At 47.0% G+C, this 24,875-nt stretch carries 22 protein-coding genes and 1 CRISPR repeat array; of the genes, 12 read left to right on the forward strand and 10 right to left on the reverse strand.

What is annotated here, in order from left to right; translation table 11 throughout:
- Positions 1-503: 503 nt before the first annotated feature.
- Positions 504-1,307: a DUF4058 family protein gene (locus JGK22_RS07180; RefSeq protein WP_293312620.1), complete on the reverse strand. Its 804-nt coding sequence runs from the start codon at positions 1,305-1,307 to the stop codon at positions 504-506.
- A gap of 435 nt (positions 1,308-1,742) precedes the next feature.
- Here JGK22_RS07180 and JGK22_RS07185 point away from each other — a divergent pair, with 435 nt between their 5' ends.
- The 5 genes from JGK22_RS07185 (at position 1,743) to JGK22_RS07205 (ending at position 9,453) form a co-directional block, all read left to right on the forward strand.
- Entirely contained in the window at positions 1,743-2,789 is a 1,047-nt protein-coding gene (locus JGK22_RS07185; protein WP_293182248.1) for an aldo/keto reductase, read from the forward strand.
- Positions 2,790-3,864: 1,075 nt separating this feature from the next.
- Positions 3,865-5,166, forward strand: coding sequence for a glycosyltransferase family 1 protein (locus JGK22_RS07190; RefSeq protein WP_293312622.1), 1,302 nt, complete (start codon positions 3,865-3,867; stop codon positions 5,164-5,166).
- Between the two features lie 127 nt (positions 5,167-5,293).
- Positions 5,294-6,535 (forward strand): UDP-galactopyranose mutase, encoded by a 1,242-nt coding sequence (gene glf / locus JGK22_RS07195; protein ID WP_293182252.1) that lies wholly within the window; start codon positions 5,294-5,296, stop codon positions 6,533-6,535.
- A 334-nt stretch (positions 6,536-6,869) separates the two neighbouring features.
- On the forward strand, positions 6,870-7,187 hold the full coding sequence (locus JGK22_RS07200; RefSeq protein WP_293182254.1) for an STAS domain-containing protein: 318 nt from the start codon (positions 6,870-6,872) through the stop codon (positions 7,185-7,187).
- A gap of 382 nt (positions 7,188-7,569) precedes the next feature.
- On the forward strand, positions 7,570-9,453 hold the full coding sequence (locus JGK22_RS07205; RefSeq protein ID WP_293312624.1) for a glycoside hydrolase family 2 TIM barrel-domain containing protein: 1,884 nt from the start codon (positions 7,570-7,572) through the stop codon (positions 9,451-9,453).
- On the opposite strand, the gene JGK22_RS07210 is transcribed toward JGK22_RS07205, so the two are convergent.
- On the reverse strand, positions 9,440-9,640 hold the full coding sequence (locus JGK22_RS07210) for a hypothetical protein (RefSeq protein ID WP_293312626.1): 201 nt from the start codon (positions 9,638-9,640) through the stop codon (positions 9,440-9,442). The genes JGK22_RS07205 and JGK22_RS07210 overlap by 14 nt on opposite strands.
- Before the next feature lie 153 nt (positions 9,641-9,793).
- Here JGK22_RS07210 and JGK22_RS07215 point away from each other — a divergent pair, with 153 nt between their 5' ends.
- Positions 9,794-10,912: a beta-glucosidase gene (locus tag JGK22_RS07215; protein WP_293312628.1), complete on the forward strand. Its 1,119-nt coding sequence runs from the start codon at positions 9,794-9,796 to the stop codon at positions 10,910-10,912.
- A gap of 276 nt (positions 10,913-11,188) precedes the next feature.
- On the opposite strand, the gene JGK22_RS07220 is transcribed toward JGK22_RS07215, so the two are convergent.
- The 3 genes from JGK22_RS07220 to JGK22_RS07230 all read right to left on the reverse strand — a co-directional run bounded on the left by JGK22_RS07220 (position 11,189) and on the right by JGK22_RS07230 (position 12,603).
- On the reverse strand, positions 11,189-11,650 hold the full coding sequence (locus tag JGK22_RS07220) for a hypothetical protein (protein WP_293205500.1): 462 nt from the start codon (positions 11,648-11,650) through the stop codon (positions 11,189-11,191).
- Between the two features lie 115 nt (positions 11,651-11,765).
- Entirely contained in the window at positions 11,766-12,113 is a 348-nt protein-coding gene (locus JGK22_RS07225; protein WP_293205498.1) for a hypothetical protein, read from the reverse strand.
- A 151-nt stretch (positions 12,114-12,264) separates the two neighbouring features.
- The gene (locus JGK22_RS07230) at positions 12,265-12,603 is read right to left on the reverse strand and encodes a hypothetical protein (RefSeq protein WP_293205496.1); all 339 of its coding nucleotides are present in this window, start codon (positions 12,601-12,603) and stop codon (positions 12,265-12,267) included.
- Between the two features lie 208 nt (positions 12,604-12,811).
- On the opposite strand from JGK22_RS07230, the gene JGK22_RS07235 reads away from it, so the two are divergent.
- The 3 genes from JGK22_RS07235 to JGK22_RS07245 all read left to right on the forward strand — a co-directional run bounded on the left by JGK22_RS07235 (position 12,812) and on the right by JGK22_RS07245 (position 15,774).
- On the forward strand, positions 12,812-13,303 hold the full coding sequence (locus tag JGK22_RS07235) for a helix-turn-helix domain-containing protein (protein ID WP_293205494.1): 492 nt from the start codon (positions 12,812-12,814) through the stop codon (positions 13,301-13,303).
- 80 nt (positions 13,304-13,383) lie between these two features.
- Positions 13,384-14,589 carry a galactose-1-phosphate uridylyltransferase gene (galT, locus tag JGK22_RS07240; protein ID WP_366025213.1) on the forward strand — a complete coding sequence of 402 codons (1,206 nt, stop codon included), beginning with the start codon at positions 13,384-13,386 and terminating at the stop codon, positions 14,587-14,589.
- Positions 14,590-14,673: 84 nt separating this feature from the next.
- Positions 14,674-15,774, forward strand: coding sequence for a M24 family metallopeptidase (locus tag JGK22_RS07245; protein ID WP_293312630.1), 1,101 nt, complete (start codon positions 14,674-14,676; stop codon positions 15,772-15,774).
- A gap of 156 nt (positions 15,775-15,930) precedes the next feature.
- Here JGK22_RS07245 and JGK22_RS07250 read toward each other — a convergent pair whose 3' ends face one another.
- Entirely contained in the window at positions 15,931-16,377 is a 447-nt protein-coding gene (locus JGK22_RS07250; protein WP_293312632.1) for a clan AA aspartic protease, read from the reverse strand.
- 244 nt (positions 16,378-16,621) lie between these two features.
- Entirely contained in the window at positions 16,622-17,653 is a 1,032-nt protein-coding gene (gene pdhA / locus JGK22_RS07255; RefSeq protein WP_293182273.1) for a pyruvate dehydrogenase (acetyl-transferring) E1 component subunit alpha, read from the reverse strand.
- A gap of 400 nt (positions 17,654-18,053) precedes the next feature.
- Here pdhA and JGK22_RS07260 point away from each other — a divergent pair, with 400 nt between their 5' ends.
- The 3 genes from JGK22_RS07260 (at position 18,054) to JGK22_RS07270 (ending at position 21,999) form a co-directional block, all read left to right on the forward strand.
- Positions 18,054-20,375, forward strand: coding sequence for an IMS domain-containing protein (locus JGK22_RS07260; protein ID WP_293182275.1), 2,322 nt, complete (start codon positions 18,054-18,056; stop codon positions 20,373-20,375).
- Positions 20,342-20,518 carry a hypothetical protein gene (locus JGK22_RS07265; RefSeq protein WP_293182277.1) on the forward strand — a complete coding sequence of 59 codons (177 nt, stop codon included), beginning with the start codon at positions 20,342-20,344 and terminating at the stop codon, positions 20,516-20,518. Before JGK22_RS07260 ends, JGK22_RS07265 begins: the two co-directional genes overlap by 34 nt.
- 329 nt (positions 20,519-20,847) lie before the next feature.
- Positions 20,848-21,999 (forward strand): glycosyltransferase family 4 protein, encoded by a 1,152-nt coding sequence (locus tag JGK22_RS07270; protein ID WP_293217424.1) that lies wholly within the window; start codon positions 20,848-20,850, stop codon positions 21,997-21,999.
- A gap of 8 nt (positions 22,000-22,007) precedes the next feature.
- Positions 22,008-22,471: a CRISPR direct-repeat array (repeat unit 37 nt; unit sequence GTTTCAATCCCTGATAGGGTTTTAGGTATTTTCCGGC).
- A 252-nt stretch (positions 22,472-22,723) separates the two neighbouring features.
- Here the strand turns inward: JGK22_RS07270 and cas2 are convergent.
- From cas2 to cas4, 3 genes are read right to left on the reverse strand one after another with little or no spacing between them, the layout of a single operon-like run.
- Positions 22,724-22,999 (reverse strand): CRISPR-associated endonuclease Cas2, encoded by a 276-nt coding sequence (cas2, locus tag JGK22_RS07275; RefSeq protein WP_096830500.1) that lies wholly within the window; start codon positions 22,997-22,999, stop codon positions 22,724-22,726.
- Between the two features lie 2 nt (positions 23,000-23,001).
- A complete protein-coding gene (gene cas1d, locus JGK22_RS07280) occupies positions 23,002-24,003 on the reverse strand; it encodes a type I-D CRISPR-associated endonuclease Cas1d (protein WP_293217427.1) in 1,002 nt (333 codons plus the stop codon).
- A gap of 22 nt (positions 24,004-24,025) precedes the next feature.
- Positions 24,026-24,619 carry a CRISPR-associated protein Cas4 gene (gene cas4 / locus JGK22_RS07285; RefSeq protein ID WP_293217430.1) on the reverse strand — a complete coding sequence of 198 codons (594 nt, stop codon included), beginning with the start codon at positions 24,617-24,619 and terminating at the stop codon, positions 24,026-24,028.
- Positions 24,620-24,875 lie beyond the last annotated feature (256 nt).

The raw sequence follows: 24,875 nt of genomic DNA on the forward strand, positions 1-24,875 counted from the left end.
ATTTACACATATTTGTGGGATGGGCGTCCCGCCCGTCTTTTCTGGACGGGCGGGACGCCCATCCCACAATAATTAAAATTGTAAGTTATTTAATTCGCGCTCCTAAGGGGTTGTTGTAATACCAATTTCATAAAGTAGCACTAGGGTGCATCTCACTTTTGAAGAGGGCGAAGCATGACCGCATATAAATTATCAGTTATCATCCCATATTTTCTGCGGTCATGCTTCGCCCCTACGGATGTATTCGCCTTGCCTGAGATGCACCCGTAGCACTAGATATTACCCCCCACCCCCCGCGATTTCGGGGGGGCTAAGACTTCATCCATAGCACATCTTTATAAAAATGGTATAAGTGGCAATTTTTCTGTATATAATATAGACGTTGATTAATATTAATAAGGTAAAATAGAATGGGTGCATCTCAGTTTTGTATTTGTAGTGCTGTCCCCGCTCGCACTGTAGAAAAACATCCTTTTTGTGAAAATGAGATGCTCCCAATAGGATTAATTATCTCGCAGTCCAGTTGCTTGTAAAAGTTCCTTTGCCCAAACCAACTTTTGTTCTGACAGGGACGGTATCGGATCTCGATTATAATCGATTCGATAATCATAACCCGCGCGATCGTAAACACCTGCGAACAATTCTGGTAAGTTAACAATAGGTTCTACATCTTCCTCGCGCAAGGGAAGTAGAAATACAGGTAGAGAATCGCCCAGATTAAAGGCATAAAGTTCGGCAAGGGGACGGCGATTGCTGCGACTGACTAAAACGCGATAATCGCTTTGAATAGAATTGTTAAGTATGGGCATAGGTTCCCCTTTTCGCAGCAAGTCGATTTCAACTAAATGGGTTAAGCTACCTAAAATACTTTGGCGTTTTTTGAGGTAAGTAATTCTGCCATCTCCACTGCGTTTGTTGACGGTCGAAAGAATTTCAATTGCGGTGACAACTTGTCTAGTTGCCATTTCTCGTACTTCTAGGTAAGTCTGTTTAATTTTCTCAGGGGCTGGCACTTTGACGGTAGTGGGAACTGTGAGGGTGGCAATGGCAACTGAACCAGTAGGAATATCGGGGGGATTGGGTTGGCGTTTGATGGCTACATCGGGGATACCTACTAAAAGTGAGTCATCATTATTGTCATTGGTGTCGTCAATTTGATAGATACGTTTTTCAATGGCGATCTCATATTTGGGGCGAATTTGGGGGACTAAGGATTCCGCAATCAGAGAAATTAACCAATGGTGAGTTTCCTGCCAGAAATCGGGGTGTTCTAAGTAGGGGTCGATGCCGGGAAAGGGTGAGGGCATAGGACTTCATTGCGACTTGTTGATTTTTAAATCATTTTAGCACTGGGTTAACGTTGCGACAAGGGCGATGTTTTTGGGAAGAAAAGGCCGATCGCGCTAAGCTACTTTAGGGGCAAATTTCGACTTTGACAGTCATGCTTACTCGATCGAGCTTTACAATCAGAAGGTCAACTGAAAACTGCCCAATTTTAGCTTGAGTTAGAGTATTAATTTGGTCGCTGGACTGAATGAAAGTTCGTAGTGCGGACTGAAGTCCGCACTACGAACCGAAATCTGTATCGCTTAAGTTATTTAATTGCAATTCCTAAATTGACAAAAGATTCAAAATCCAACTGGGAACTCTTGGCACTCCCAAAACTCCTCACCTCCGACTGATGCGTACACAGCAAATTCAGATATATACTCTTAAGCGCAATGAACTAACAGATAGGTGACATGAGATACAAACTACTAGGTCACAGCGGACTTCGCGTTTCCGAAATCTGCCTCGGAACCATGACTTTTGGCGAAGAATGGGGTTGGGGCGGTTCCTACGACGAAAGCCGGAAGATGTTCGACGCCTTTGCAGAAGCGGGCGGCAATTTCATTGATACCGCGAATCTCTACACCAACGGTACCAGCGAAAAATATGTCGGTGACTTCATCGGGGGCGATCGCGAAAAATGGGTTGTTGCCACCAAATACAGTCTTAACATGAAAAATGGCGAAATCAACGGTTTCGGCAACCACCGCAAAAATATGGTGCAAGCAGTAGAGGCCAGTTTGAAGCGATTGCAAGTTGAATACATAGATTTGCTGTGGCTGCACGCTTGGGATTTTACGACACCCGTCGAAGAAGTAATGCGCGCCTTTGACGACTTGGTACGCGCCGGCAAAATTCTTTACATCGGCATTTCCGATACACCGGCTTGGATTGTTTCTCAAGCAAATACGATCGCCAACCTGCGCGGCTGGACACCATTTATCGGCTTGCAAATCGAGTATTCTTTAAAAGAGCGAACTCCCGAACGCGATTTGCTCCCCATGGCAAAAGCCTTCGATATTGGCGTCACAGCTTGGAGCCCCCTAGCAGGCGGTTTGCTAACCGGAAAATACAACATTTCAGAAACCGCAGGCGAAGCTAAACGACTTAATTCACCTGAATCTGGAAAAATTAGCGAACGAGACCTCAATATTGCGGCTGAAGTTAGTAAAATAGCAGCCGAAATTGGCAAACCTAGTTCTCAAGTAGCCTTGAATTGGTTGCGACAACAGTCAGTCGATGTGATTCCGATTGTTGGTTCCCGCAAACTCTCGCAACTTCAAGAAAATCTCGCTTGTCTGGAGTTTGAATTAACTCCCGAACAAATGCAGCAGCTAGACACAGTAAGTGCCATTGAATTGGGTTTTCCCCACGATTTCTTAAAGAGTTCGATGGTGCAAGATTCTGCCTTTGGAGGGGGAATCGCCAAAATTGACAGCCGCCGACTTTCATTCAGTTGACAGTTGACAGTTGACAGTTGACAGCGACCTCTACCTGGAAGGAAGAGGATTGGAATCATGAATAGTCTGATTTTAATTTATCCCGATCGGGCTTGGGGCTTTAAACCAATTCTTTCTGGTAAAGTTGCTGCTATCTTCTAGTCGCGGTTTGCGTCCATATTTGGTGCGGGAATCGCAGATATCGGCAAACCCGCCCTTAGAGGGATGATTGAGATTTGTACTCTGGGCGTCAGTTTAACCTCACATCTTGCACCAATCTCGTCACCTTGGTTTCTTGTATCAGACTCGCGTAAAATCCTACGTTTCTCGTCGCTGTTACCTGGTATCTCCGGTATAGTTGAAAAGGGTACCAGATGTGGGTTTAACCCAAATACATAAACTGTCAATTGTTAATCTATCGGAAGTCATAAATCTCGGCAAAGCAATTGTATATGAAGATACAAATTTTGTAGGTGTGCGATCGCATAAGTTGAAAAAATGCGAAGTTTGTTAAAGCAAATAGCAACAAAAGCTCGATCGCAAATTTTCTCTCCCCTCCAAATAAAAACATAAAACTTGCTCAGTTTTAACACCTGTTTAAAAACACAATGCAACGGTAGCCAAGCTTCAAACCCTTAATTCATAAGTCATTCCCAATTATTCAATCTCAAAGCTCAAATCTCAAATCTCAAATCCTAGCGCCCTGTACCTGCCAGTTAAGAGTCATTTTACAAGAGCGATCGGCATTTTAACCGCTTTTCAAAAGGGTGCAAGCTAGGCGCTGAGAACGAAGTCATCCTTCAGATAGAAGTAATGGCAGAAAAACTGAGTTAGATTTAGCAACAATAGCAAGTCTAACAATATTAACTTATCTCCAGTTTCAATACTGAAAAAAGCAGATAAGCGTGTTTTTTCCGCAGCTAAACTTTTGCTTTGTTTGGCCCACTGAATGCGGCGCTTGCTCGTCAAATAAAAATTCTCAGATTGATGCTTGCGAATTTCAGTAAGACACTGCTGAGAAGGATATTTTATTGACAAATTTTGACCAACCAATTTTCATTAACAAATTTTCATTGACAAATTCCAGAGGCTAATTATGTCCCCCCCAGAAAACTCAGTAAACAAAAATTATAGCAATAAAGGTCGAGCATGGGAGATCCGATTTACCTCGATAGATCCCGCAAAATCTCCCTCTCAATTCGCACCCTCACCCGCATTGCGCGCTAAGTTATCAAAACCTGCTGCTTTAGATGCACCGGATTTAGTTTGCCTGTCTCATTTGCGGTGGAATTTCGTCTATCAGCGTCCGCAACATCTCTTAGGCCGCTGCGCCAAAAATCGCCGCGTATTTTTTGTAGAAGAACCTGTTTTTAGCTCGGCTACAGATTGGCGGCTTGATGTCAGCATTCACGAAACCGGAGTCTGGATAATAGTACCGCACCTGAGCGAAGGAATCAGCGAAGAAACTGCACAAACTGCTCAGCAAGCCATGCTTGATGATTTGTTTCAAGCAGCCGAAATTAGCCAGTACATCCTCTGGTATTACACACCAATGGCTGTCAGTTTCACAAACCACTTAAAGCCACTAGCTGTAGTCTACGACTGCATGGATGAACTGTCAGCATTTCACGGCTCGCACCCGGAGTTAAAAGCAAATGAAACCCAACTATTAAAGCGCGCCAACGTTGTATTTACAGGCGGACACAGCCTCTACGAAGCTAAAAAATACCAGCATCCAAACATTCATGCTTTCCCCAGCAGCATCGAAAAAGAACACTTTGCTACAGCGAGAAATCTTTCAGAAGAACCGACCGATCAAAAAGATATTCCTCACCCGCGTTTGGGATTTTTTGGGGTTATAGACGAACGCATGGATATCGAACTGCTGCGCGGCATTGCCGCAGCGAAGCCGGACTGGCATTTAGTGATAATTGGCCCGGTGGTGAAAATAGACCCTGCTACTCTACCAACTCACCCAAACATACACTATCTCGGCGGCAAATCTTATCAAGAACTGCCAGCATATCTGGGCGGATGGGATATAGCAATGCTGCCTTTTGCGATTAACGAATCGACTAAATTTATTAGTCCGACGAAAACTCCCGAATACCTCGCTGCCGGCAAACCGGTGATTTCTACTGCGATCCGCGACGTGGTGCGCCCCTACGGAGATAACGGCTTGGTTCGGATTGCGAGCAATGTGGCAGAATTCGTTGCTGCTGCTGAAGAAATTATGGGCGAAACTTCGGAAGATCGCGCCAAATGGCTGAGCGAAGTTGACGCCTTTTTAGCAGACAATTCTTGGGACAATACCTGGGGCGAAATGCTGGGGTTGATCGAAAGTGCGATCGCAAGTAAGAAGTCAGTTGGCAGTTGGCAGTTGGCAGTTGGCAGTTGACAGTTGATAGTTAGTAGTTTGGAGTTGCTACCAATAACTAATAACTAATAACTAATAACTAATAACTAATAACCATTCCCCATTCCCCATTCCCCATTCCCCATTCCCCATTACCAGAGGTTTTTTAATGTTTGACTATTTAATTGTCGGAGCCGGATTTGCAGGTAGCGTTATTGCCGAAAGACTAGCAACTCAGGCGGGAAAAACAGTCTTGATAATTGATACCCGCAACCACATCGGCGGCAACGCATACGACCACTACGACAATCACGGCATCCTCGTTCACAAATACGGCCCCCACATTTTTCACACCAATTCGCGCCCAGTTTTCGAGTACCTTTCGCAGTTCACCGAGTGGCGGCCATACGAACACCGCGTCCTCGCCAGCGTTGACGGTCAACTGCTGCCAATTCCGATAAATCTCAACACCGTAAACAAACTTTACGGACTGAATCTGACATCATTTGAAGTTGAAGATTTCTTCGCAAAAGTAGCCGAACCAAAGGATTACATTCGCACTTCCGAAGATGTCGTTGTCGGCAAAGTCGGCCGCGAACTTTACGAGAAATTCTTCCGCAACTACACTCGCAAACAGTGGGGAATGGATCCGTCGGAACTCGACAAATCAGTGATTGCGCGCGTGCCCACCCGCACTAACCGGGACGATCGCTATTTCACCGATACCTATCAAGCAATGCCGCTGCACGGCTACACTCGGATGTTTGAAAAGATGCTGTCTCACCCAAACATCAAGGTGATGCTGAATACCGACTACCGCGAGATTGAGAGTTTTATTCCTTACGGGGAAATGATTTATACCGGGCCGGTGGATTCCTATTTCAATTATTGCTACGGGAAACTGCCTTACCGTTCCTTGGAATTCAAGCACGAAACGCTGAACGCACCCGTACACCAAGCTGCACCGGTGGTAAATTACCCGAATGAGCATTTATATACTCGCTGCACGGAGTTTAAATACCTCACCGGACAAGAGCATCTAAAAACGAGCATTGTCTACGAATATCCCCAAGCTGAGGGAGACCCTTACTACCCGGTTCCGCGTCCGGAAAATGCGGAAATTTACAAGAAATATAAGGCTTTGGCTGATGCAACTCCCGGAGTTTCTTTTGTGGGAAGGCTGGCGACTTACAGGTATTACAACATGGATCAAGTTGTCGCTCAAGCTTTGACAACTTATACTCAAATTACGACCAATCCGGTGATTAAATTGGCGGCAAATCTTAACGATGCTGCCTCTAATTTGAGTTCGTCGAACGCAGTTGCTGAACTCCCAGCCGCTGCTTCTCTAGAAGTTGCTGCTGTTAACGGCAATGGCAAATCTGCTAGCAAGTATAACAGTCCCAAATGAGTCGTAAAGTTTTTTACCCCACCCCAACCCTCCCCTTATTAAGGGGAGGGAGTAAGAAATTCACAAATGATTTAGGATTGCTATAGCTGCAAGCTGTGAGTTGGTAAGGCTAAAAATGTCAGTTGACAGTTGACAGTTGACGGTTGACAGATGAGGGCGACCTCTACCTATAAGGAAGAGCATTGGGGTAATGAATTGTCTTCTTTTAATTTCTCGCGATCGGGTTCCGGCTTTCAACCAATTTTTTATGGCAAAAATGTAAGGTGCGCGCTCCGCACTTTACTCTGCTTTTCTCAAAAGTTATTAAACAATTCAAACAAGGGTTAAGGTGAACATGAGCACTATCGTTAAAACTGTTTTGTCTCATCAGGTTTTGGAAGGTTCTCAATTTCCTCAGTTTCAGAAAGAAATAGAGCGCCTAATTGAAAGCGGTGGCAAAATTCTGATGCTCGATTTCTCAAATATCATTTTCCTTAAAAATTCGGAATTAATGGCTGTAGTGGCGATTATGAAATTAGTTAGAGACAGCGGATGTATACTTTTGATATCTGCCATGAGCGAACAAGTTAGAATGCTATTTGAACTCACGGGACTAGAACAGATATTTCAGTGTTTGCCACCTCCGGAAGAAGTTCCCGTCAATCGATTTTAGATTTTAGATTTTAGATTTTAGAGGCGACCCCACGGATAAATTCGGGGGAAGAGAGGATTTTCGATTTTCGATTTGGGATTGATTCCTAGCTGAACCTTTAGGAGCTTTGCAAACTGTAGCTAGCTAAACTTTGCAGTCAAGACTCATGCTTCCTATACCGATCGCAGGGTGCGTCAGTGAGAATCATAGCTTAATTTTAAGCGCTGTTAGCTGACTGACGCACCCTACAAGTATAGAAAAGCCGGACACAAGACCAAGTAAAGCTCAGGCTGTTTGAAGTCAAAAAATTTAATTTTTTAACGATAAATTAGATTGCAAAAAACTTGTCAAAGTCGCGGGAATAGTCGCTAACCTATAAATATAACTTCGGGTAGATGTGCCGATGAGTTGGTTAGGTAGAGAACTAGAAAATTGCGATATAGAAGAGTCTTCCACTCTAGACAATAAGGTGACTGTTCAAGGGCGGAAAACAGGTTATCCGCGCCCCCAATTGCGCCGCAGTAACTGGATTTGTCTGAACGGTAAGTGGAGGTTTGCTTACGATGATGCGGGACGCTGCGTGCAGCCGATCGACATTACGGACTGGAGTCACACTATAGAAGTGCCGTTTGTTCCCGAATCAATCAAAAGCGGGATCGGCGACACGAATTTTCACGCTAACTGTTGGTACGATCGCGAATTCGACCTGCCCCACACAGAAAGCAGAGTTCTCCTCCACTTCGGCGCTGTAGACTACCGCGCCCGCGTCTGGGTAAACGGTCAGTTTGTCATCGAACACGAAGGCGGGCACACTCCTTTCACCGCAGACATTACAGCAGTTCTTAACCCCATCGGGCCGCAGCGGGTGACTGTTTGGGCCCAGGACGACCCGCAAGATTTGGCAAAACCGCGCGGCAAGCAAGATTGGCAAGTGGAACCGCACAGCATCTGGTATCCGCGCACGACGGGCATTTGGCAGACGGTGTGGGTAGAATTGGTGCCTCATACTTATATCGATCGCATCCGGTGGACTCCGCAGTTTGAACGCTGGGAAATCGGTTTTGAGGCGTTTGTGGCGGGCGATCGCCAGTCGGGGATTCAAATTAAAGTTAAACTGTCGATCGGCTGTTTGCTGCTGGTCAACGACACCTACGAAGTGATCAACGGCGAAATCCACCGCCGCATCGCCCTTTCAGACCCGGGTATCGACGACTACCGCAACGAACTGCTGTGGAGTCCGGAAAAACCTACATTAATTAACGCACAAGTCGAGCTGTGGGCCGACGGCAAACTGCTTGACGAGATTAAATCTTACACCGCGATGCGGACTGTCAGCATTCAGCGCGATCGCTTCATGCTGAACGGCCGCCCCTACTACCTGAGACTGGTGCTCGATCAAGGTTACTGGCCCGATACCCTGATGACGGCGCCATCCGACGAAGCTTTGCGCCACGATGTCGAATTAGTCAAAGCAATGGGTTTCAACGGCGTCCGCAAACACCAGAAAATCGAAGATCCGCGATTTTTGTACTGGGCCGACGTGCTGGGGCTGCTAGTTTGGGAAGAAATGCCCAGCGCCTACCGCTTCACTCGCAAGGCCGTTGACAGGCTGACGCGGGAGTGGACGGAAGCGATCGATCGCGACTCCAGCCACCCCTGTATCGTAGTCTGGGTGCCGTTCAACGAATCCTGGGGAGTTCCGAATTTAGTCGAAGCCGCAGCCCACCGCAACTACGTGCAAGCCTTATATTTTTTGACGAAAACCTTAGACCCCACTCGCCCCGTCATCGGTAACGACGGCTGGGAAAGCATCGATACCGACATCCTCGCTATTCACGACTACGACAACAACCCGCAAACTGTGGCAAAACGCTACGGGCCCGAAGTCCAGCTAGCCGATTTGTTCGATCGCGGGCGTCCCGGCGGGCGAGTCCTCACCCTCGACGGACACCCGCACCAAGGACAGCCCGTGATGCTGACGGAATTCGGCGGAATAGCCTGCGCCGGCCGCGAAAACCCTGATTATCTCAGGGTTTGGGGCTACGTGCGGGCGTCGGACACGCAGGAATTGCGACACCGCTACAGCGCGCTGCTGAAAGTAGTAAATCGAGTGGAAATGTTCAGCGGATTTTGCTATACACAGTTGACCGATACTTTCCAAGAAGCTAACGGTTTGCTGTATGCCGATCGCACTCCCAAATTTCCCATAGAGGCGATCGCGGCGGCAACTCTCGGCTGGGATATTCCCGAAGAAAGTTCGCAGCCGCCAGCGATTACTCAGTGCTAATTGGGAATGGGTAATTGGTAATTGGTAATTGGTAATTGGTAATTGGGAATGGGTAATTGGGAATGGGTAATTGGTAATTGGTAATTGGTAATTGGTAATTGGTAATTGGTAATTGGTAATTGGTAATTGGTAATTGGTAATTGGTAATTGCCCGCAGTTCCAAGTTATTGGATATAGCAAGTCTCAATCATTTATGAACCTCTTCCCGATTCCTAATGCCCAATGCTTTTCGGCCCCATTCCCCATTCCTAATGCCCAATGCTTTTAGGCCCCATTCCCCATTCCCCATTCCCCATTCCCCATTCCCCATTCCCCATTCCCCATTCCCCATTACCTAATAATGTTTCAAAGTTTTTTCCTGGGCGGATTTGAATGTTCCACCCACAAATTGCGATCGGGAAAACGCCTCGATGTCACAGCCGCCACCGGCCACGATAAATTTGCGATCGCCGACTACCAGCGCTTGCAAAATCAAGGCATCTACACAGTCCGCGAAGGCCTCCGCTGGCACTTAATCGAACAGTCGCCCGGAACATACGATTTTTCCAGTTCCCTGCCCATTATTCGTGCCGCCCGCGACACAAAAATGCAGGTAATTTGGGATTTGTTTCACTACGGCTGGCCGGACGATATTGATATCTTCAGTCCCGAATTCGTGTCTAGGTTTGCAAAGATGGTGCGCGCTTTTATGCAAGTGCTGACTGAGGAAACTGACCAAATACCTTTCGTGACACCTGTCAATGAAATTTCATTTATTGCTTGGGCGGGCGGCGATGTTGCTTACATCAATCCGTTTGCAAAAGGGCGGGGAGACGAGCTAAAAATCCAGTTAATCAAAGCGTCGATCGCCGCGATAGAATCTGTTTGGGAAGTCAATCCCAGCACCCGCATCGTTCAAATCGACCCGGTAATTAACATTATTGCCGATCCTGACAAACCGGAGGATAAAGACGCGGCTGAAGGTTATCGTTTATCTCAATATCAAGCTTGGGATATGTTGGCCGGACGTTTTCGCCCCGAACTCGGCGGCCAGGAAAAGTATCTCGATATTATTGGGGTGAATTATTACGATCGCAATCAGTGGATTCACAATGAAGATCCGATGAAATACACCGACAAGCTGTACCGCCCGTTTCGCGAATTGCTGCGAGAAGTGTTCGATCGCTACGGCCGCCCCTTATTCATCGCAGAAACGGGTACTGAAGACGATTTTAGACCTGTCTGGTTCAATTATGTGTGCACTGAGGTAGCGGCGGCAATGAAAGCGGGCGTTCCGATAGACGGAGTTTGTTTGTATCCGATTGTCAACCATCCGGGTTGGGATGACGATCGCCACTGTTACAATGGTTTGTGGGATTATTGCGATGAAAAGGGCGATCGAGAAATTTACCAGCCTTTGGCGGATGAATTGCAGTTTCAAAGGCAGCAGATTGAACCGCTGCTGAAGTTGCGAGATTGATGATTGCTTCTGTAGGGTGCGCTGCGGCGCACCTTAATTTGCGTTGAGACTCGGCGGTTGAAACCGCGTCTATACAAACGAAGTCCTTACCAAGCGGACTAAGAGTTAGAGGGGGTATTTAAGTAGGATTTGGGATTAGATATAAAAGGGCGATCGCTTTTGGCTGACGTTTATTCTCCCGACTTAATCCAAGGTGGAAGTTGACCATAATTCAGCCTTTCTATATATTTAAAATGGCTGTGGATTTTGGGTCAGCACAGATTAGCTAAGTATCAATCAATTTGGCAAAGAAGGTGGTGGTGGGGGAGATTGAGAAGGTCGGGGAATATAGCTCGGTTTCGGACGACAAGCTTCTATAATTTCGTTCCGAAACTGGTTAACTTTATCATTTTTTGTACAAAACAGAATGAGATTACTACTACTCGTGTAAATGGCAATATAACGCTGTTTTACAACAAAAGCCAACACAATGAAGATAATACCAATGAAGAATAACCCGAGGGTTAAAATTCCGAGTCCGAGCAGCCACCAAGTACAGCCTTCCCCAATTTCAACTGCTTTGACATTTTGAATTGGAATGACAATTTCTTTGATTTCTAATCCAAAAAATGAAGTAAAATTTCCTTGTAAGGTATCCCCAACAATTTTAAGAGTTCCTGTACCGCTGGTTCGGACGGGAACTGCACCGACTAATTGACCGGGAATACCACTGATTTGGGTAACTGATTTAGACTTCATTTTCTTTGATTATAGTTGTAACAAGAATGACATGGCTGGTGGACTATTTGTTTTTGATGTTGCTTCGTGCTGCCTAATTTAAAAATATCAAAGAGAAAGTAATTGGCATCAACAATTAGAGAATTCTGTAAAAGTAGCCTCGACCTTCTTTAGTTAAACTTGCTTTACCTAATGCCACAAGTACCACTAATGCTTCCTGAGCATAGTAGTCAATTTTATGACCCGAGTTATAGGGAAGATTCAAGTTTTTAGCGACTGGCTGGAGAACGGTAGCAGCATCTTTTGGTGTAACTTTACAACCCTTAAGTTTGTTGTATAGATACTCCACAGCTTTGTCAGGAATGTCGTAAGAGTAAGTCACTTGTTCCCGATTAGGGTTGATTTGCTCTACTCGGTAATAATCCTCTAGGTAGTAGACTCGGCGAGAGTTACGCAGTTCGACTTGCCCAATAAACTTAATCAATGGTTCCTCCTCTTTTAGTTGAGCGGTCGCATTTTTATAACTTCGTTTTGTAGCGGTAAGGAGGCATTGTCCACCTACAGATAGAGCTGGTGCGTAAATCCTGTTCGTATTTAGAAAGAGATGGTTTGCGAAGCCTAATTCTACCTATCTATTAACGGCCCAAATCTTCCTCAAGTTTGCGTTTCATGTCCCCAGAGAGAGGTAAATTCCGAATTTCTCCACACAGACGCGATCTTGATTCTCCGTTTTGAAGGCGCTGTCTGTAAATCCCAATTAGCACTGCTTCAAGACCATACTTAGACAACATTTCTGTAGCTAAACCTATCATTCCAAGCATTGCGATTCCGCCTAACATACCTGCTGGGCCACCTAACGCTGCTAAAGCTGCTGTAATTGCAGCCGCACCTGCTAAACCTGTAGTTCCCATCACAATTACCAGCATAATTGCGGGTAATCCCAATGCCGCAGCTTTTCTAACAAATTCATCCATTTTACGATACCCCACTCTTTTAATTAAAATGTCCATTCATGGCCTGGAACGACACCCCGCAAGAAGTGAGTCTTCCCGTGACAGCTAAAGATCGAGAATTAACCTGTACTTTTTAATATAACTTAACCAACATTAGCTGAGAAACTAATAAGCATTAGAAATTGTGTTAGAATTTGATTAGGAAAACTCCAAAAACCTATCCCCTCCAATGGCATCCTCTAACGATCGCTTCCCCGAAGCTGCCCGCGACTGGGACTTAGAAACCCTTTATACAGACCTCGCATCCGCCAAAGGCAAGCGTCTCACGCCCACAGAGAAACAACATCTACGGGGCCTACTCTGCGGTCACAGTCCCACCGAAATTGCCGAAACGCTCAGTAAAAACCCCAAAGGGATTGCCGTAGATTTCTGTAATACTTTATACCAATATGTCAAAAATCTTGTAGGCAAAGCTGATGAAAAGGTAGAAAACTGGAGGAAGATTTGTGAATGGCTGGAGGACGCAGGATATAAAACTCAGTCGTCTCCCGAACCTGAATCAGGCGATTGTTTATCGGCAAAAATTATAATAAAAAAAGCAAATGTAGTTCTTGATAAAAATCAAATCATAGTTGATATCAATCTGCGAATAGTAGCCTCCTCAACTTCAGAAATTCCCATTATAGAAAAGTTTGATATCAATGGCAATGGTGCAAACTAAGGAAAATGCGATCGCACGCATCATACCAAATCATACTTAAATACCCCCTTTATTCTTCAGTCCGCGAAGGCGGACTTTGTTTGTGTAGACGCGGTTTCAACCGCCGAGTCTCAACAAAAATTGCGACTTTAGATAGGGGCGAATTCTCCCAGCACGAAGTTATACTCCTAACATCTATTAAAAACGCCCGCCCGACAAAAATGCACTCCCAAATATTGCTAAAACCAGACGGCCGCCCACTGACACTCTACAGCCGCTACCCAATCCCAGAAGGAATCGCGGCGGTAAGTCCCAGCAATGAACCGGTACAGGCGAACCCGCACTTTCGGTGGCATCCTTTGCGCGGGGAATGGGTAGCATACGCCAGCCACCGTCAGGGAAGAACTTTCATGCCGCCGCCGGAATACAACCCGCTGGCTGCTACAATTAATCCCAAATTTCCGACAGAATTGCCGCCGGGAGATTACGATGTAGCTGTTTTTGACAACCGCTTTCCCTCGATGACTTTGCAGGCAAAAAACGCACCTGCAAATATTGTCGAAACTTTGCCTGCTAAGGGCATTTGCGAAGTCGTTGTTTTCACTCAAGATCCGCTGGCTTCCCTCGGTTCTTTAGAATTATCTCACTTAGAATTGCTGTTAGAAGTATGGGCCGATCGCACTTCAGTTATTGGCAGCAATCCCGAAATTGAATACGTCTTACCTTTTGAAAATCGCGGCGTCGAAGTCGGAGTAACTTTGCACCATCCCCACGGTCAAATTTACGCTTATCCGTTTGTGCCACCAGTGCCGGCGCGGATGTTAGAATGTCAATCAGTTTACTATCAAAAAAACAGTTCCGGTTTGCTGCAAGATTTGATTCAAAAAGAGATTGCTGACAAACAGCGAATTCTTTATTTAGACGCAGAGGCGATCGCCTTTGTACCCGCTTGCGCCCGCTACCCTTACGAAGTTTGGATTGCGCCGATAACTCCCGCTGCTACATTTATCGATTTGACGGAAAAACAGCGTCAATCCCTCGCTAAAGCCTTAAAAACAGTCACCCTTAAATACGACGGTTTGTGGCAGCGCCAATTCCCTTATTTGATGGCTTGGTTTCAAGGGCCCACAGACGGGAAACCGCATCCAGAGGCGCATTTGCACGCTGAATTTTATCCGCCCTATCGATCGAGCGATCGGCTAAAATATCTAGCAGGAACCGAACTCGCCGCCGGAATGTTTGCCAACGACGCATTACCCGAAGAAAAAGCCAAAGAATTGCAAGCCGTATCTGTCAATCTATTTTAGATTTTGGATTTTGGATTTTAGATTGAAAGATTGAAAGATTGAAAGATTGAAAGATTGAAGAATTAACTCCACATCAATTGCTTTATGATAAACTCATTAAACGCAGAAGTCGATCGCAAACTCGAATTCATCCGCAAAACCTTAACAGAAACCGGAACAATCGCCCTTCGCTTGCGAGGCACAGACTGGTTTGCTTGGGCCACCGCCGGCGGTTCCAATACAGTATTGCTCACCGCAGAAACCGGAGTTGCAGAAATATTAATTACCGCCGAAAACGCTTTTGTACTCACAGATGAAATCGAAGCTCAACGCTTGCAAGATGAAGAATTGCCCGACAACTTTCAAATGCACATCTATCCTTGGGCAGATGTTGCACAGCGCGAAGCTTTTGTCAAAGAAATTACTGGTGGCGGTAACGTGATGTGCGATCGACCAATTCATCATAACGAAACTGCGATCGCCGCATCTTTACAGTCTCGCAAACAGACAATGATGTCAAGCGAATTAGAGCGGTATCGCCGAGTCGGACGTTTAGCCAGCGAAGCGATGACAGAGGTACTTTCGGCGGCAAAACCGACATGGACAGAATATCAGCTAGCGGGAGCAGGTGCAGAGGCATTGTGGGCGAGAGGCTTGCATCCAGCCCTGACATTAGTGGCTGGAGAAAGGCGTTTGCCGCTATACCGCCACGCCACCGCCACCGCCGAACAAATTGGGAAGCAAGCCATGTTAGTATTCTGCGCTAGGGGAAACGGTTTGTATGCAAATTTAACTCGATTTGTCTGTTTTGGTTCTCTAGAAAAACAGCATTCAGAATTGCACCGACAAGTTAGAGAAATTGAAGCCGCTGGCTTAGATTCGTGCCGCCCGGGAGTATCTATGAATGCGGTTTATGATACGCTGAAACAAGCTTACGAACAGCACGGATATCCTCAAGCAATTCGGGAACACCATCAAGGCGGAACTACTGGATATTTGGCGCGGGAAATTGTGGCTAATCCGGCTACTTCAGATATTTTGAGTGAAAATATAGCTGTAGCTTGGAATCCGAGTTTGTCGGGAGCAAAAATTGAGGATACGTTTGTAATTTCCAGCAGTGGAAAGTTGGAAAATTTGACATTCGATCCGAATTGGCCGAGTGTAGAAGTAGCGGGCAGGTTGCGCCCTGTGCCACTGGAAATCTAGTCGAAGGAAAGCGGATTTTGACACGGATACACAGATTGATCGTAGAGTTATATCAAATCCGGTGACATAGGAATTAATAATTACCCACAATCAGGACACGGCAGTGCCGTTTCCCTACAATTAATCGCGGTAGGGACACGGCACTGCCGTGTCCTCTTATACTCTCAATACAGGTCTTTCGGGATTTTCAGGATTGGGAACTAGACGCTGATTCTTGCAATCTACCAGCAAATCTAAAGTTTCTAACACAGTTTGACCGATTAGCACGATATCGCCTAAAACCATTGCTGCCTCAATTGTCTCGCGCCCTTCCATTTCAATCAGAATAGGCCCGGTTAATCCCACAGTTTCTTGTCGGCCATCAGCATATTTTGCTATTTCTTGACTCCGAATTCTTAAGCCGAGGTGTTCGCAGACTTCTAGGGGAATTGCTGTGCGTACAGCACCAGTATCTATCAGTGCTTCTGCTTCGTACACGCGCAACAAATTGGGATTGAGCAATCCTCTCTTGACTAACTCTTCATCAATGGCGTTCGTTAGCTTGACTTTGACTCGAACTGCGCCCATATTTTTGCTGATTTGATTTCGATCGCAATTTATCATAAAAATAGCCTCTCTATTCGTCTACAAAGTCTACCTTTGATTCTAGCTTGAAATTTGTGCAGCCACAGGTTTTAAGGGTACATCTCAATTTTGTAAGGGCGAAGCATTTCGGCAGACAATTTATTAGTAATAACCAGAGATTTACTGCCGAAATGCTTCGCCCCTACGAGTATATTTGCAAAAATGGGATGCTCCAGGTTTAACCTGTAGGCTGCAACAACATTCGGCTAAATATGTCTAAAGACTATTCATCTTCAGCATAGATATACCGATACAATTCGCTCGGATCGGGTTCGGGGCTTTTCTCAGCAAAATCTACCGCATCATCGATGACTGCTTCAATCTTTTTCTCGATCGCCTTTAATTCCTCAGCAGTCGCCAAAGTGCGATCGATCAAATCAGCAGCCAACTTCTTAATCGGATCGCGCGGGAACCAATATTCCTTCTCTTCCTTAGAGCGCAATTCGTCAGGATCTGCCAAAGAATGTCCGCGAAAACGATAAGTCAAAGCCTCGATCACAGTCGGCCCTTCGCCGGCCCGCGCCCGCGCTACAGCTTCCTTCGCGACTTCCCGCACCGCCAAAACATCCATCCCGTCAACCTCAACTCCAGCCATGCCAAAAGCATGAGCTTTCTTGAAAATCATCGGGTCAGAAGTAGCTCGCTCGTGGGCCATGCCGATCGCCCATTTGTTGTTTTCCACAACATAAAGAATCGGCAATTTCCACAAAGCCGCCATGTTCAAACACTCGAAAAACTGCCCGTTATTTGCCGCACCATCGCCAAAAAAACAAGCAGTCACGCCATCGGAACTTTCATCTCCCAAAGCTTCGCGCCGGTACTTCGATTGAAAAGCCGCCCCCGTAGCTACAGGAATCCCCTCAGCCACAAAAGCATAGCCTCCCAACAGCCGGTGTTCTGCCGAAAACATATGCATCGAACCGCCGCGGCCCTTCGAGCAACCGGTTTCCTTTCCGAACAACTCCGCCATTACTTCCCGCGCCGGTACGCCCGCACTCAAAGCGTGAACGTGATCGCGGTAGGTGCTGCTGACGTAATCCGTACTATCGCGGCGCATCGATCGAATCACCCCAGTAGACACGGCTTCTTGGCCGTTGTACAAGTGGACAAAACCAAACATTTTGCCCCGGTAGTACATCTCAGCACACTTGTCCTCAAAAAAGCGCCCCAAAACCATATCCTCGTAGAGCATCAAGCCCTCATCCCGAGAAATAGTTACGCTTTGTGCGTCAAAAACTGGTAGAGTCCGTTCCATAAAAAATTAATACCCGATCGGCTGCCTAAACATCTAAATGTAAACCGACAGAGGACACAACCGCAGCATAAAATGGGCGAACATTTTCCCAGCAGCAGTTACAAGCATTGTTAAAATGAGCTTAGTATGGGAAATTTGCCAAAATAGGGAGAGCCAACTGCCACATCGACCCGCTGCGGTTGTGTCTAAAACTTAAGATCGGTCTTGTTCAAAGTGGGGCAGGATGCGAACCTCACTCTAAAACGCCGTAGAGGGAAACAGTCGGAGTACCTTGAAGGAAGTTCTCGATATCCTTAACAGGACTCAGAAGCTCACATCAAAATCATATTTTTGAGATTTGATGTGAGAGCATCACCTAAGATAGGCTAATTCAGTTGCTAGCGCTTTGGGGAAGTGGACAGTGCTCATTCCACTAGATTACTACCGTATTTTGGGTCTACCGATTCAAGCTACTGCCGAACAGTTGCAGCAGGCTCACCGCGATCGAACTTTACAGCTTCCACGCCGGGAGTATTCCGAAGTTGCGATCGTCGCCCGCAAACAACTGATCGATGAAGCCTGCGCCGTTCTGTCAGACTCAGACGGGCGCAAAGCTTATGATGTCAGTTTTTTAGCCAAAACTTACGATCGAGAGTCGGAAGCAGCCATGGCGGCCAAGCAGAGGTCGAAAACCTCTACTGGGCCGGCCACAGTCCTGCAAGATGCAGGAGAAACCGTTGCGGCAGAGTCTAAGGCTTTAGACGCTGCTCCTGACCCCCACACTCCAAGTATTGAAATCGATGACAACCAATTCGTAGGAGCCCTGCTCGTACTGCAAGAACTGGGGGAATACGAACTCGTACAGAAGCTGGGGCGCCCGTATCTCAACAATGGCAGCATCGCGATCGACGAAGGCCGCTTCGGCGACCCGCAGCTCGTGCGGCCCGATATCGTTTTAACCGTAGCCCTGGCCTGCCTAGAACTCGGCCGCGAACAGTGGCAGCAAGGTCAATACCAAAATGCGGCAAAATCACTAGACGCAGGTCAAGAACTGCTGCTGCGCGAAAGCTTATTTCCAAGCGTGAGGGGTGAAATGCAAACCGATATATACAAACTCCGTCCGTACAACATTTTAGAATTACTATCGCTCCCCGAAGAAAAAGTCTCCGAGCGCCGCCAGGGACTGCAAATCCTGCGAGAAATGCTGGAGGAACGGGGCGGCATCGATGGCTCGGGGGACGATCGATCGGGTTTAGGAATAGAAGACTTCCTCCGCTTCGTCCAGCAACTCCGCAAACACCTAACCAGTAGCGAGCAGCAGACCCTATTTGAAGCTGAAGCCGGCCGCCCCTCCGCAGTGGCCACTTACCTCTCGGTCTACACTCTGTTAGCCCAAGGATTTGCCGCCAGACAGCCTTCGATGATCCGCCGCGCCAAGCTGATGCTGATGCAGCTCGGCCGCCGCCAAGACGTTCACCTCGAAAAAGCTGTGTGTTCGCTGCTGCTGGGCCAGACAGAAGAAGCCAGCAGATCTCTCGAACTCAGTTCGGAAAAAGAACCCCTCGCGTTCATTCGCGAACATTCCCAAGATTCTCCCGATTTGTTGCCAGGACTCTGCTTGTACGCCGAACACTGGCTGCAAGAAGAAGTGTTTCCTCACTTCCGCGACTTGGCAAACCAGTCAGTCTCTTTGAAAGATTATTTTGCCGATCCGAAAGTCCAAGCTTACCTAGAAGCTTTGCCCTCGGATGCCGAAACCGCCAACGAATGGGTCGTCGTGCAACCGAGATCGGGCAAACCTCAGGGGAAACTGCAACCACCGGGCGATCGCCCGCCTGCACCTCCACAGCCTCCCGCCGCCAAACAGGCAGCCAGTAGTCTCACCTTGACCCCCGTACCGACTGACAGATCCAGCGCAGCTTCAGCGCCGAAATATCAGGCAACGGCGGCAGGAATTGGGGCTGCGGCGGCCGTCTCTCTCCCGACAGCTACGGCGGGACGGCCTGCGGCCTCGACCTCCAAACCGCGCAGGAACCCGAGTTCGAGCCGGCGCAGCGGAGCGATCGGCCAGGGGTTAACAGGTTCTTTTGCCGATCGGGCGCGCACCCTAGCAGCCCAAATTGGGGCCCAAGTCAAGTCCCTGCCACCAAACAAGCTGGCTCTGCTTGTCGTCGCAGCCGTCCTGAGCCTGTTAATTCTGTGGTTAATACTCAGTCTGTTTTTGAGTGCCTTGCAAGCCCTCTCAGGCCCATCTCTCCAAGGAGAACAAGCCCGCGTCAGCCTCGATGCACCGCCCATAGAAATCCCCGCACTAGCCCCTGCCCCAGAGCCTGGCGCCCCCGCCCCCGCCCCAGTGTCGGGAGCAATGACGGAAGAAGGAGCCAAACAAATAGTTCAAGACTGGCTGTCGGCGAAAGCAGCGGCTTTGGGCCCCAATCACGCTGTCGAAGAATTACAGAAAGTTCTCACAGAACCGGCTTTGTCTCGCTGGCAATTGATGGCAGATGCCCAACAGAAAAACAACGCCCACCAGCGTTACGTGCACAAGCTAGAAGTTAAAGGAGTTAAGACAAATCCGACTAATCCCGATCGCGCCGAAGTAGAAGCCCAAGTCAGCGAAAAAGCCGAAACCTTCGATCGCGAACAGTTAGTTACTTCCCGCAACGAAAACCTCCGCATTCGCTACGACTTGATCCGCCAAGAGGGACAATGGCGGATTATGGATTGGCAAGTGATGAAGTAGGGAATTGGGCATTGGGAATTGGACATTGGGCATTGGGTGTCCCAAGTAACGGAGGAGACGGCAATGCCGTTTCCCTACTCCAAAATGATCGATTATCCTCGGGCGAGGAGGAGACGGCAATGCCGTTTCCCTACCACGATTAATTGTAGGGAAACGGCAGTGCCGTTTCCTGATTTTGGGTAATATTAAATCCGTTTGCATCGGAATGATCTAAACGGAGGAGACGGAGGAGACGGCAGTGCCGTGTCCCTACGATCAATTGTAGGGACACGGCACTGCCGTCTCCTCTATATTATTCCGGTGCAGCCGGAATTGATATGATATTACATCCCGTACATTGCTCGTTAGCCGAACTTTCTTCTGCTAGAATTTTAAATTCTTAGATCGGAGTTTTGAATTGCAAATTATTGTTGAATGCTGGCGTTTTATTTGTCATTCCTATTGCGTATTCAATCAATTTCAACTATTAGAAATGCTCGTAGGCGTAAGCCGGGGCGTAAGCCATCGCCCTCCAGGACAAATTGAGCTTTTTCACCGGGATATGCCCTACGTAGACGCAGCTTGGGAGACGAAAGTTAGTTTGTTCGATCGCCCAAATGACCGATTACTCCGCAGCATTCCGAGTCCTGCGGTAAATCAGTCAGCCGACGTGACGCTGCGAATGCACTGCCCGTGGGACTTTGCAGCATCCAGCAGCGCGGAAACTTGGGTATTTGCAGCCACAGAATGGGGGATTATTACCAGTACAGTATTGCAGGCGATCGGCGTTAAGTCGATCGCCCAAACTCCGGTTAATTCAGAAGTAAAGATTATTACACCATCGGCGTGGTCAAAAGCCGGCTTAATTCGTAGCGGAGTTGAGGGCGATCGAATTGCGGTTGTACCTTTGGGAGTCGATCCTCAGATTTATTATCCTGTTTCGGGCGATCGGCGTCAATTGCTGCGCGAAAGCTTCGGTTGGTCAAACTATTTTATATTTTTAAACATCGGAGGACAAACCGATCGCAAAGGGATTCGTCCTTTATTAAAAGCCTTCGCTGCGGTAGTTGACAAGTATCCAGATGCGAGATTAGTTTTGAAAGGTTCTGAACTGCTTTATCCGTCCAGAAACGAGATTGCGGAAGCTTGCCGAGTTGTGCTCGACGATGCGGAAAGAGCGAGAGTTTTGCCGAGGTTAATTTATACTGGGAGCCAGCTATCTTTTGCTCAAATAGCGGAGATTTACCAAGCAGCAGATGTTTATGTTTCTGCTTATTTGGCGGAAGGTTTTAATCTGCCGGTGTTGGAAGCTGTGGCTTGCGGTTTACCCGTAATTTGTACCGAGGGTGGCCCGACTGACGATTTTACTCGATCGGACTTTGCACTGCGAATCGAGAGTAAATTTATGGCTGTGGTAATTGAGGGGGAAACCTTATTTATGTTAGCTCCTGAGTGGGAACATTTGACTGATTTGATGCAGCGGGCGATCGAGCAGCCTGGAATTGCGGCGAGAGCTCGGGTTGCGGGCCCGGGTTTTGTGGCTGATAATTTTAGTTGGGGGCGATCGGTCGATCGGCTGCTGGAGGTTATGGGAGGGGATAAAAGGAGAGTGGAGAAGTCTATTTTTGAGCCAATAATTTTGTAATTTGGGCGTTTCAAGCCCTAGATGGGGTTTTAGGTATTTTCCGGCGAAGTTGTTACTCTATTCTCTTATATGGGAATTGTTTCAATCCCTGATAGGGTTTTAGGTATTTTCCGGCAAACAGCAGTTGCAGCTTGATTAAAGCTACTTAAGTTTCAATCCCTGATAGGGTTTTAGGTATTTTCCGGCCCAAAACTTCTCTTCTCTCAATACAAGCTGCAAATTCGTTTCAATCCCTGATAGGGTTTTAGGTATTTTCCGGCAAGATTTCTTCGCTCAATTTACCTTAACTAAAGGTTTCAATCCCTGATAGGGTTTTAGGTATTTTCCGGCTCATGAATGATTGCTGCGCTGCGATCGAAGTTGTGTTTCAATCCCTGATAGGGTTTTAGGTATTTTCCGGCTGTAAACTCAGTCTTTAAAGAAGTTTGTGAGAAAGTTTCAATCCCTGATAGGGTTTTAGGTATTTTCCGGCCGCCCGCTCCAGAAGCCTTGGTGTATTTGGTTTTCAAGGTGCAGTTCCGTGAATCTAAAACAAAAGTACCATTCCAGCCCTAGGCTTGTCAATCCCCAATTTTTCATACTCACCCCAAAGACGTTATCCTGTAAAGCTTTCAGATTTTCCGTGAATCGTTTTTTGAGACTAGGGGCATCAAACTCTTGCTGCACATCAGTTTCAGCCAAAAAATTTGATACCCCTATTTTAACACCTACTGGTTCACGGAAACTAGGCAAAAAATATTGTGCGATCGGCAGGAACAACCCCACCAATACGTTCAATCTTACCCTGACAGCACGCGCACAGCGGAAAAAACATAATACTGTCTTCGTTTGGTTTGATGACTTTGTTCAGGCGCGATCGCAATTTAGCGTATTGCGTCTCAGTCAAATCGGCACACTCGAATACACTGTACTGCATCCACTGCCCATAAGACTTCAGCATTTTGTGAATCTTTGTCCGGCGCTTGTCTTCCGAAATATCGTAAGAAATCAGAATGTGCATATCTAGTACAAAACTAAAGGTGGATATTTGTCAATCTCGCCCATCAAATATTTCGCCAACAGCCGCCCCTGAATCTCAAAAGCCTCTCGATAAGTGCACTTGCGTTTCAAAACCGGATGCTTAAACTCAGACTGCTTTTTCTTTTCATACAACCTCAAAAACTCTTTCCGTCCCGTTTCCGACAGTCGCATCACATTACTCAGCGGTTCCACAGTAAAATCATTCGGCGTCAGAATCCGGCGGTTAATCGCGTTGAGAATTACACTGTCAGCCACCAACGGGCGGAACTCTTCCATCAAATCAAACGCTAAACCCACGCGGCCGTAGCGCTGGGTATGAAGGTATCCTAAATAAGGGTCAAATCCCACAATATTAATCGCGCTTTGGACATCGTGACGTAGCAACGTGTAAGCAAAATTCATCAAAGAATTCACCGGATCGGTAGCAGGGCGGTGTCGGGGTTTAAACACAAAGCCTTCCGCCCGAATTAATTGGTTGAAAACTCCGAAATACGCCGCACTCCCAGCACCTTCGTGTCCGCGCAAAGAGTTAATGTTGTCAGTTTTGTCAAGTTTGGCGATCGCATTTGAAATCTGCATAATTGCCGAACTTAAATTTAGTTCCGAATGTTCCCGCTGAGTTTGAGATAAACTGGTGCGATAGTTCTTCAATTTTCCCCGAATAAAACCCTGGACAACATGAATAGCTTGCGGAGTTTCCCCCGCCGCTTTCCACTGAGCATTCCGAACGAAAATGTTTTTACTTAATTCCGGTTCCAGCTTACCCAAATAGTGACCAGTATCGGTGATAAAAGTCAGAGGAATTTTCCGCTGAAGCAATTCTGCAACCGCAGCCGGGGAAATAGTCGCCCGTCCCACAATCACCACTCCATCTAAATGAATCAAAGGCACATCCTGTAATATTTGATTCTTTGCCTTGACATTCAGCCGTTCATCTGTTTTGCCGATAAACACATCATCTTGATTGATATAAAGTGTTCCCATGATAGACTCCCAAAAATGAGGTTTAATTAGCTTCTTGATAGCGCAGGACTTTTTCAGCAGCTTGCGGCAAACATTGCTGATAAAGGCTGCAACCCTGACAGCGTTTGCTATAGTGCGCTGGAGGAATTTTGCCAGTTTGCAGTAAAATTTGGATAGCGTTGATAGTGGCGATCGTCTCCCGTCTCAACCCCTCAGAAATCTCGACTAACTGCCGCTGATGCGACAGCGCGTAATACACATATCCAGTCGCAATACTTTTCCCCGTCATCTCCTCCAAACAAAGGGCTTGAGCGCAAACCTGCAACTCATCATTATCCCATTCGCCCTTGCGCCCGCGCTTGTACTCAACGGGATACAACTCACCATCCGTTGATTCAATCAAATCCGATTTTCCAATCAGCATATACTTTTCAGACTTCAGCCAAATCGCCCGCACCTGCCAAGTCTCATCGCGGTTGATTTGACTGAGAGTGTGAACGCGATCGTGCAAACTCGTCCCTTCGATGGTATACTGGTTATCCGTGAATTCTCCCGCGCAAGACATCCGCCAGCAGCGGTGGGGACAGTAAGAGTATTGGTTCAAAAGTGCGATCGAAATGTAATCAAAATCGTTCATAATTTTGATAGTTTGTAGGAGATTAGTAATTGAAATTAGCAACAGGCAAGATGCCTGTTCCACAAGAGTTTAGTGTTATTGTGGGGTGGGCATCTTGCCCGCCCTCAAAATTGGGAATTAGCAACAGGCAAGATGCCTGTTCCACAAGAGTTTAGTGTTATTGTGGGGTGGGCATCTTGCCCGCCCTGGACATCCATAATTAGCAACAGGCAAGATGCCTGTTCCACAAGAGTTTAGTATTATTGTGGGGTGGGCA

Source organism: Microcoleus sp. PH2017_08_TRC_O_A (assembly GCF_020738665.1).
In the GTDB taxonomy this organism is placed as follows: Bacteria; Cyanobacteriota; Cyanobacteriia; order Cyanobacteriales; family Microcoleaceae; genus Microcoleus.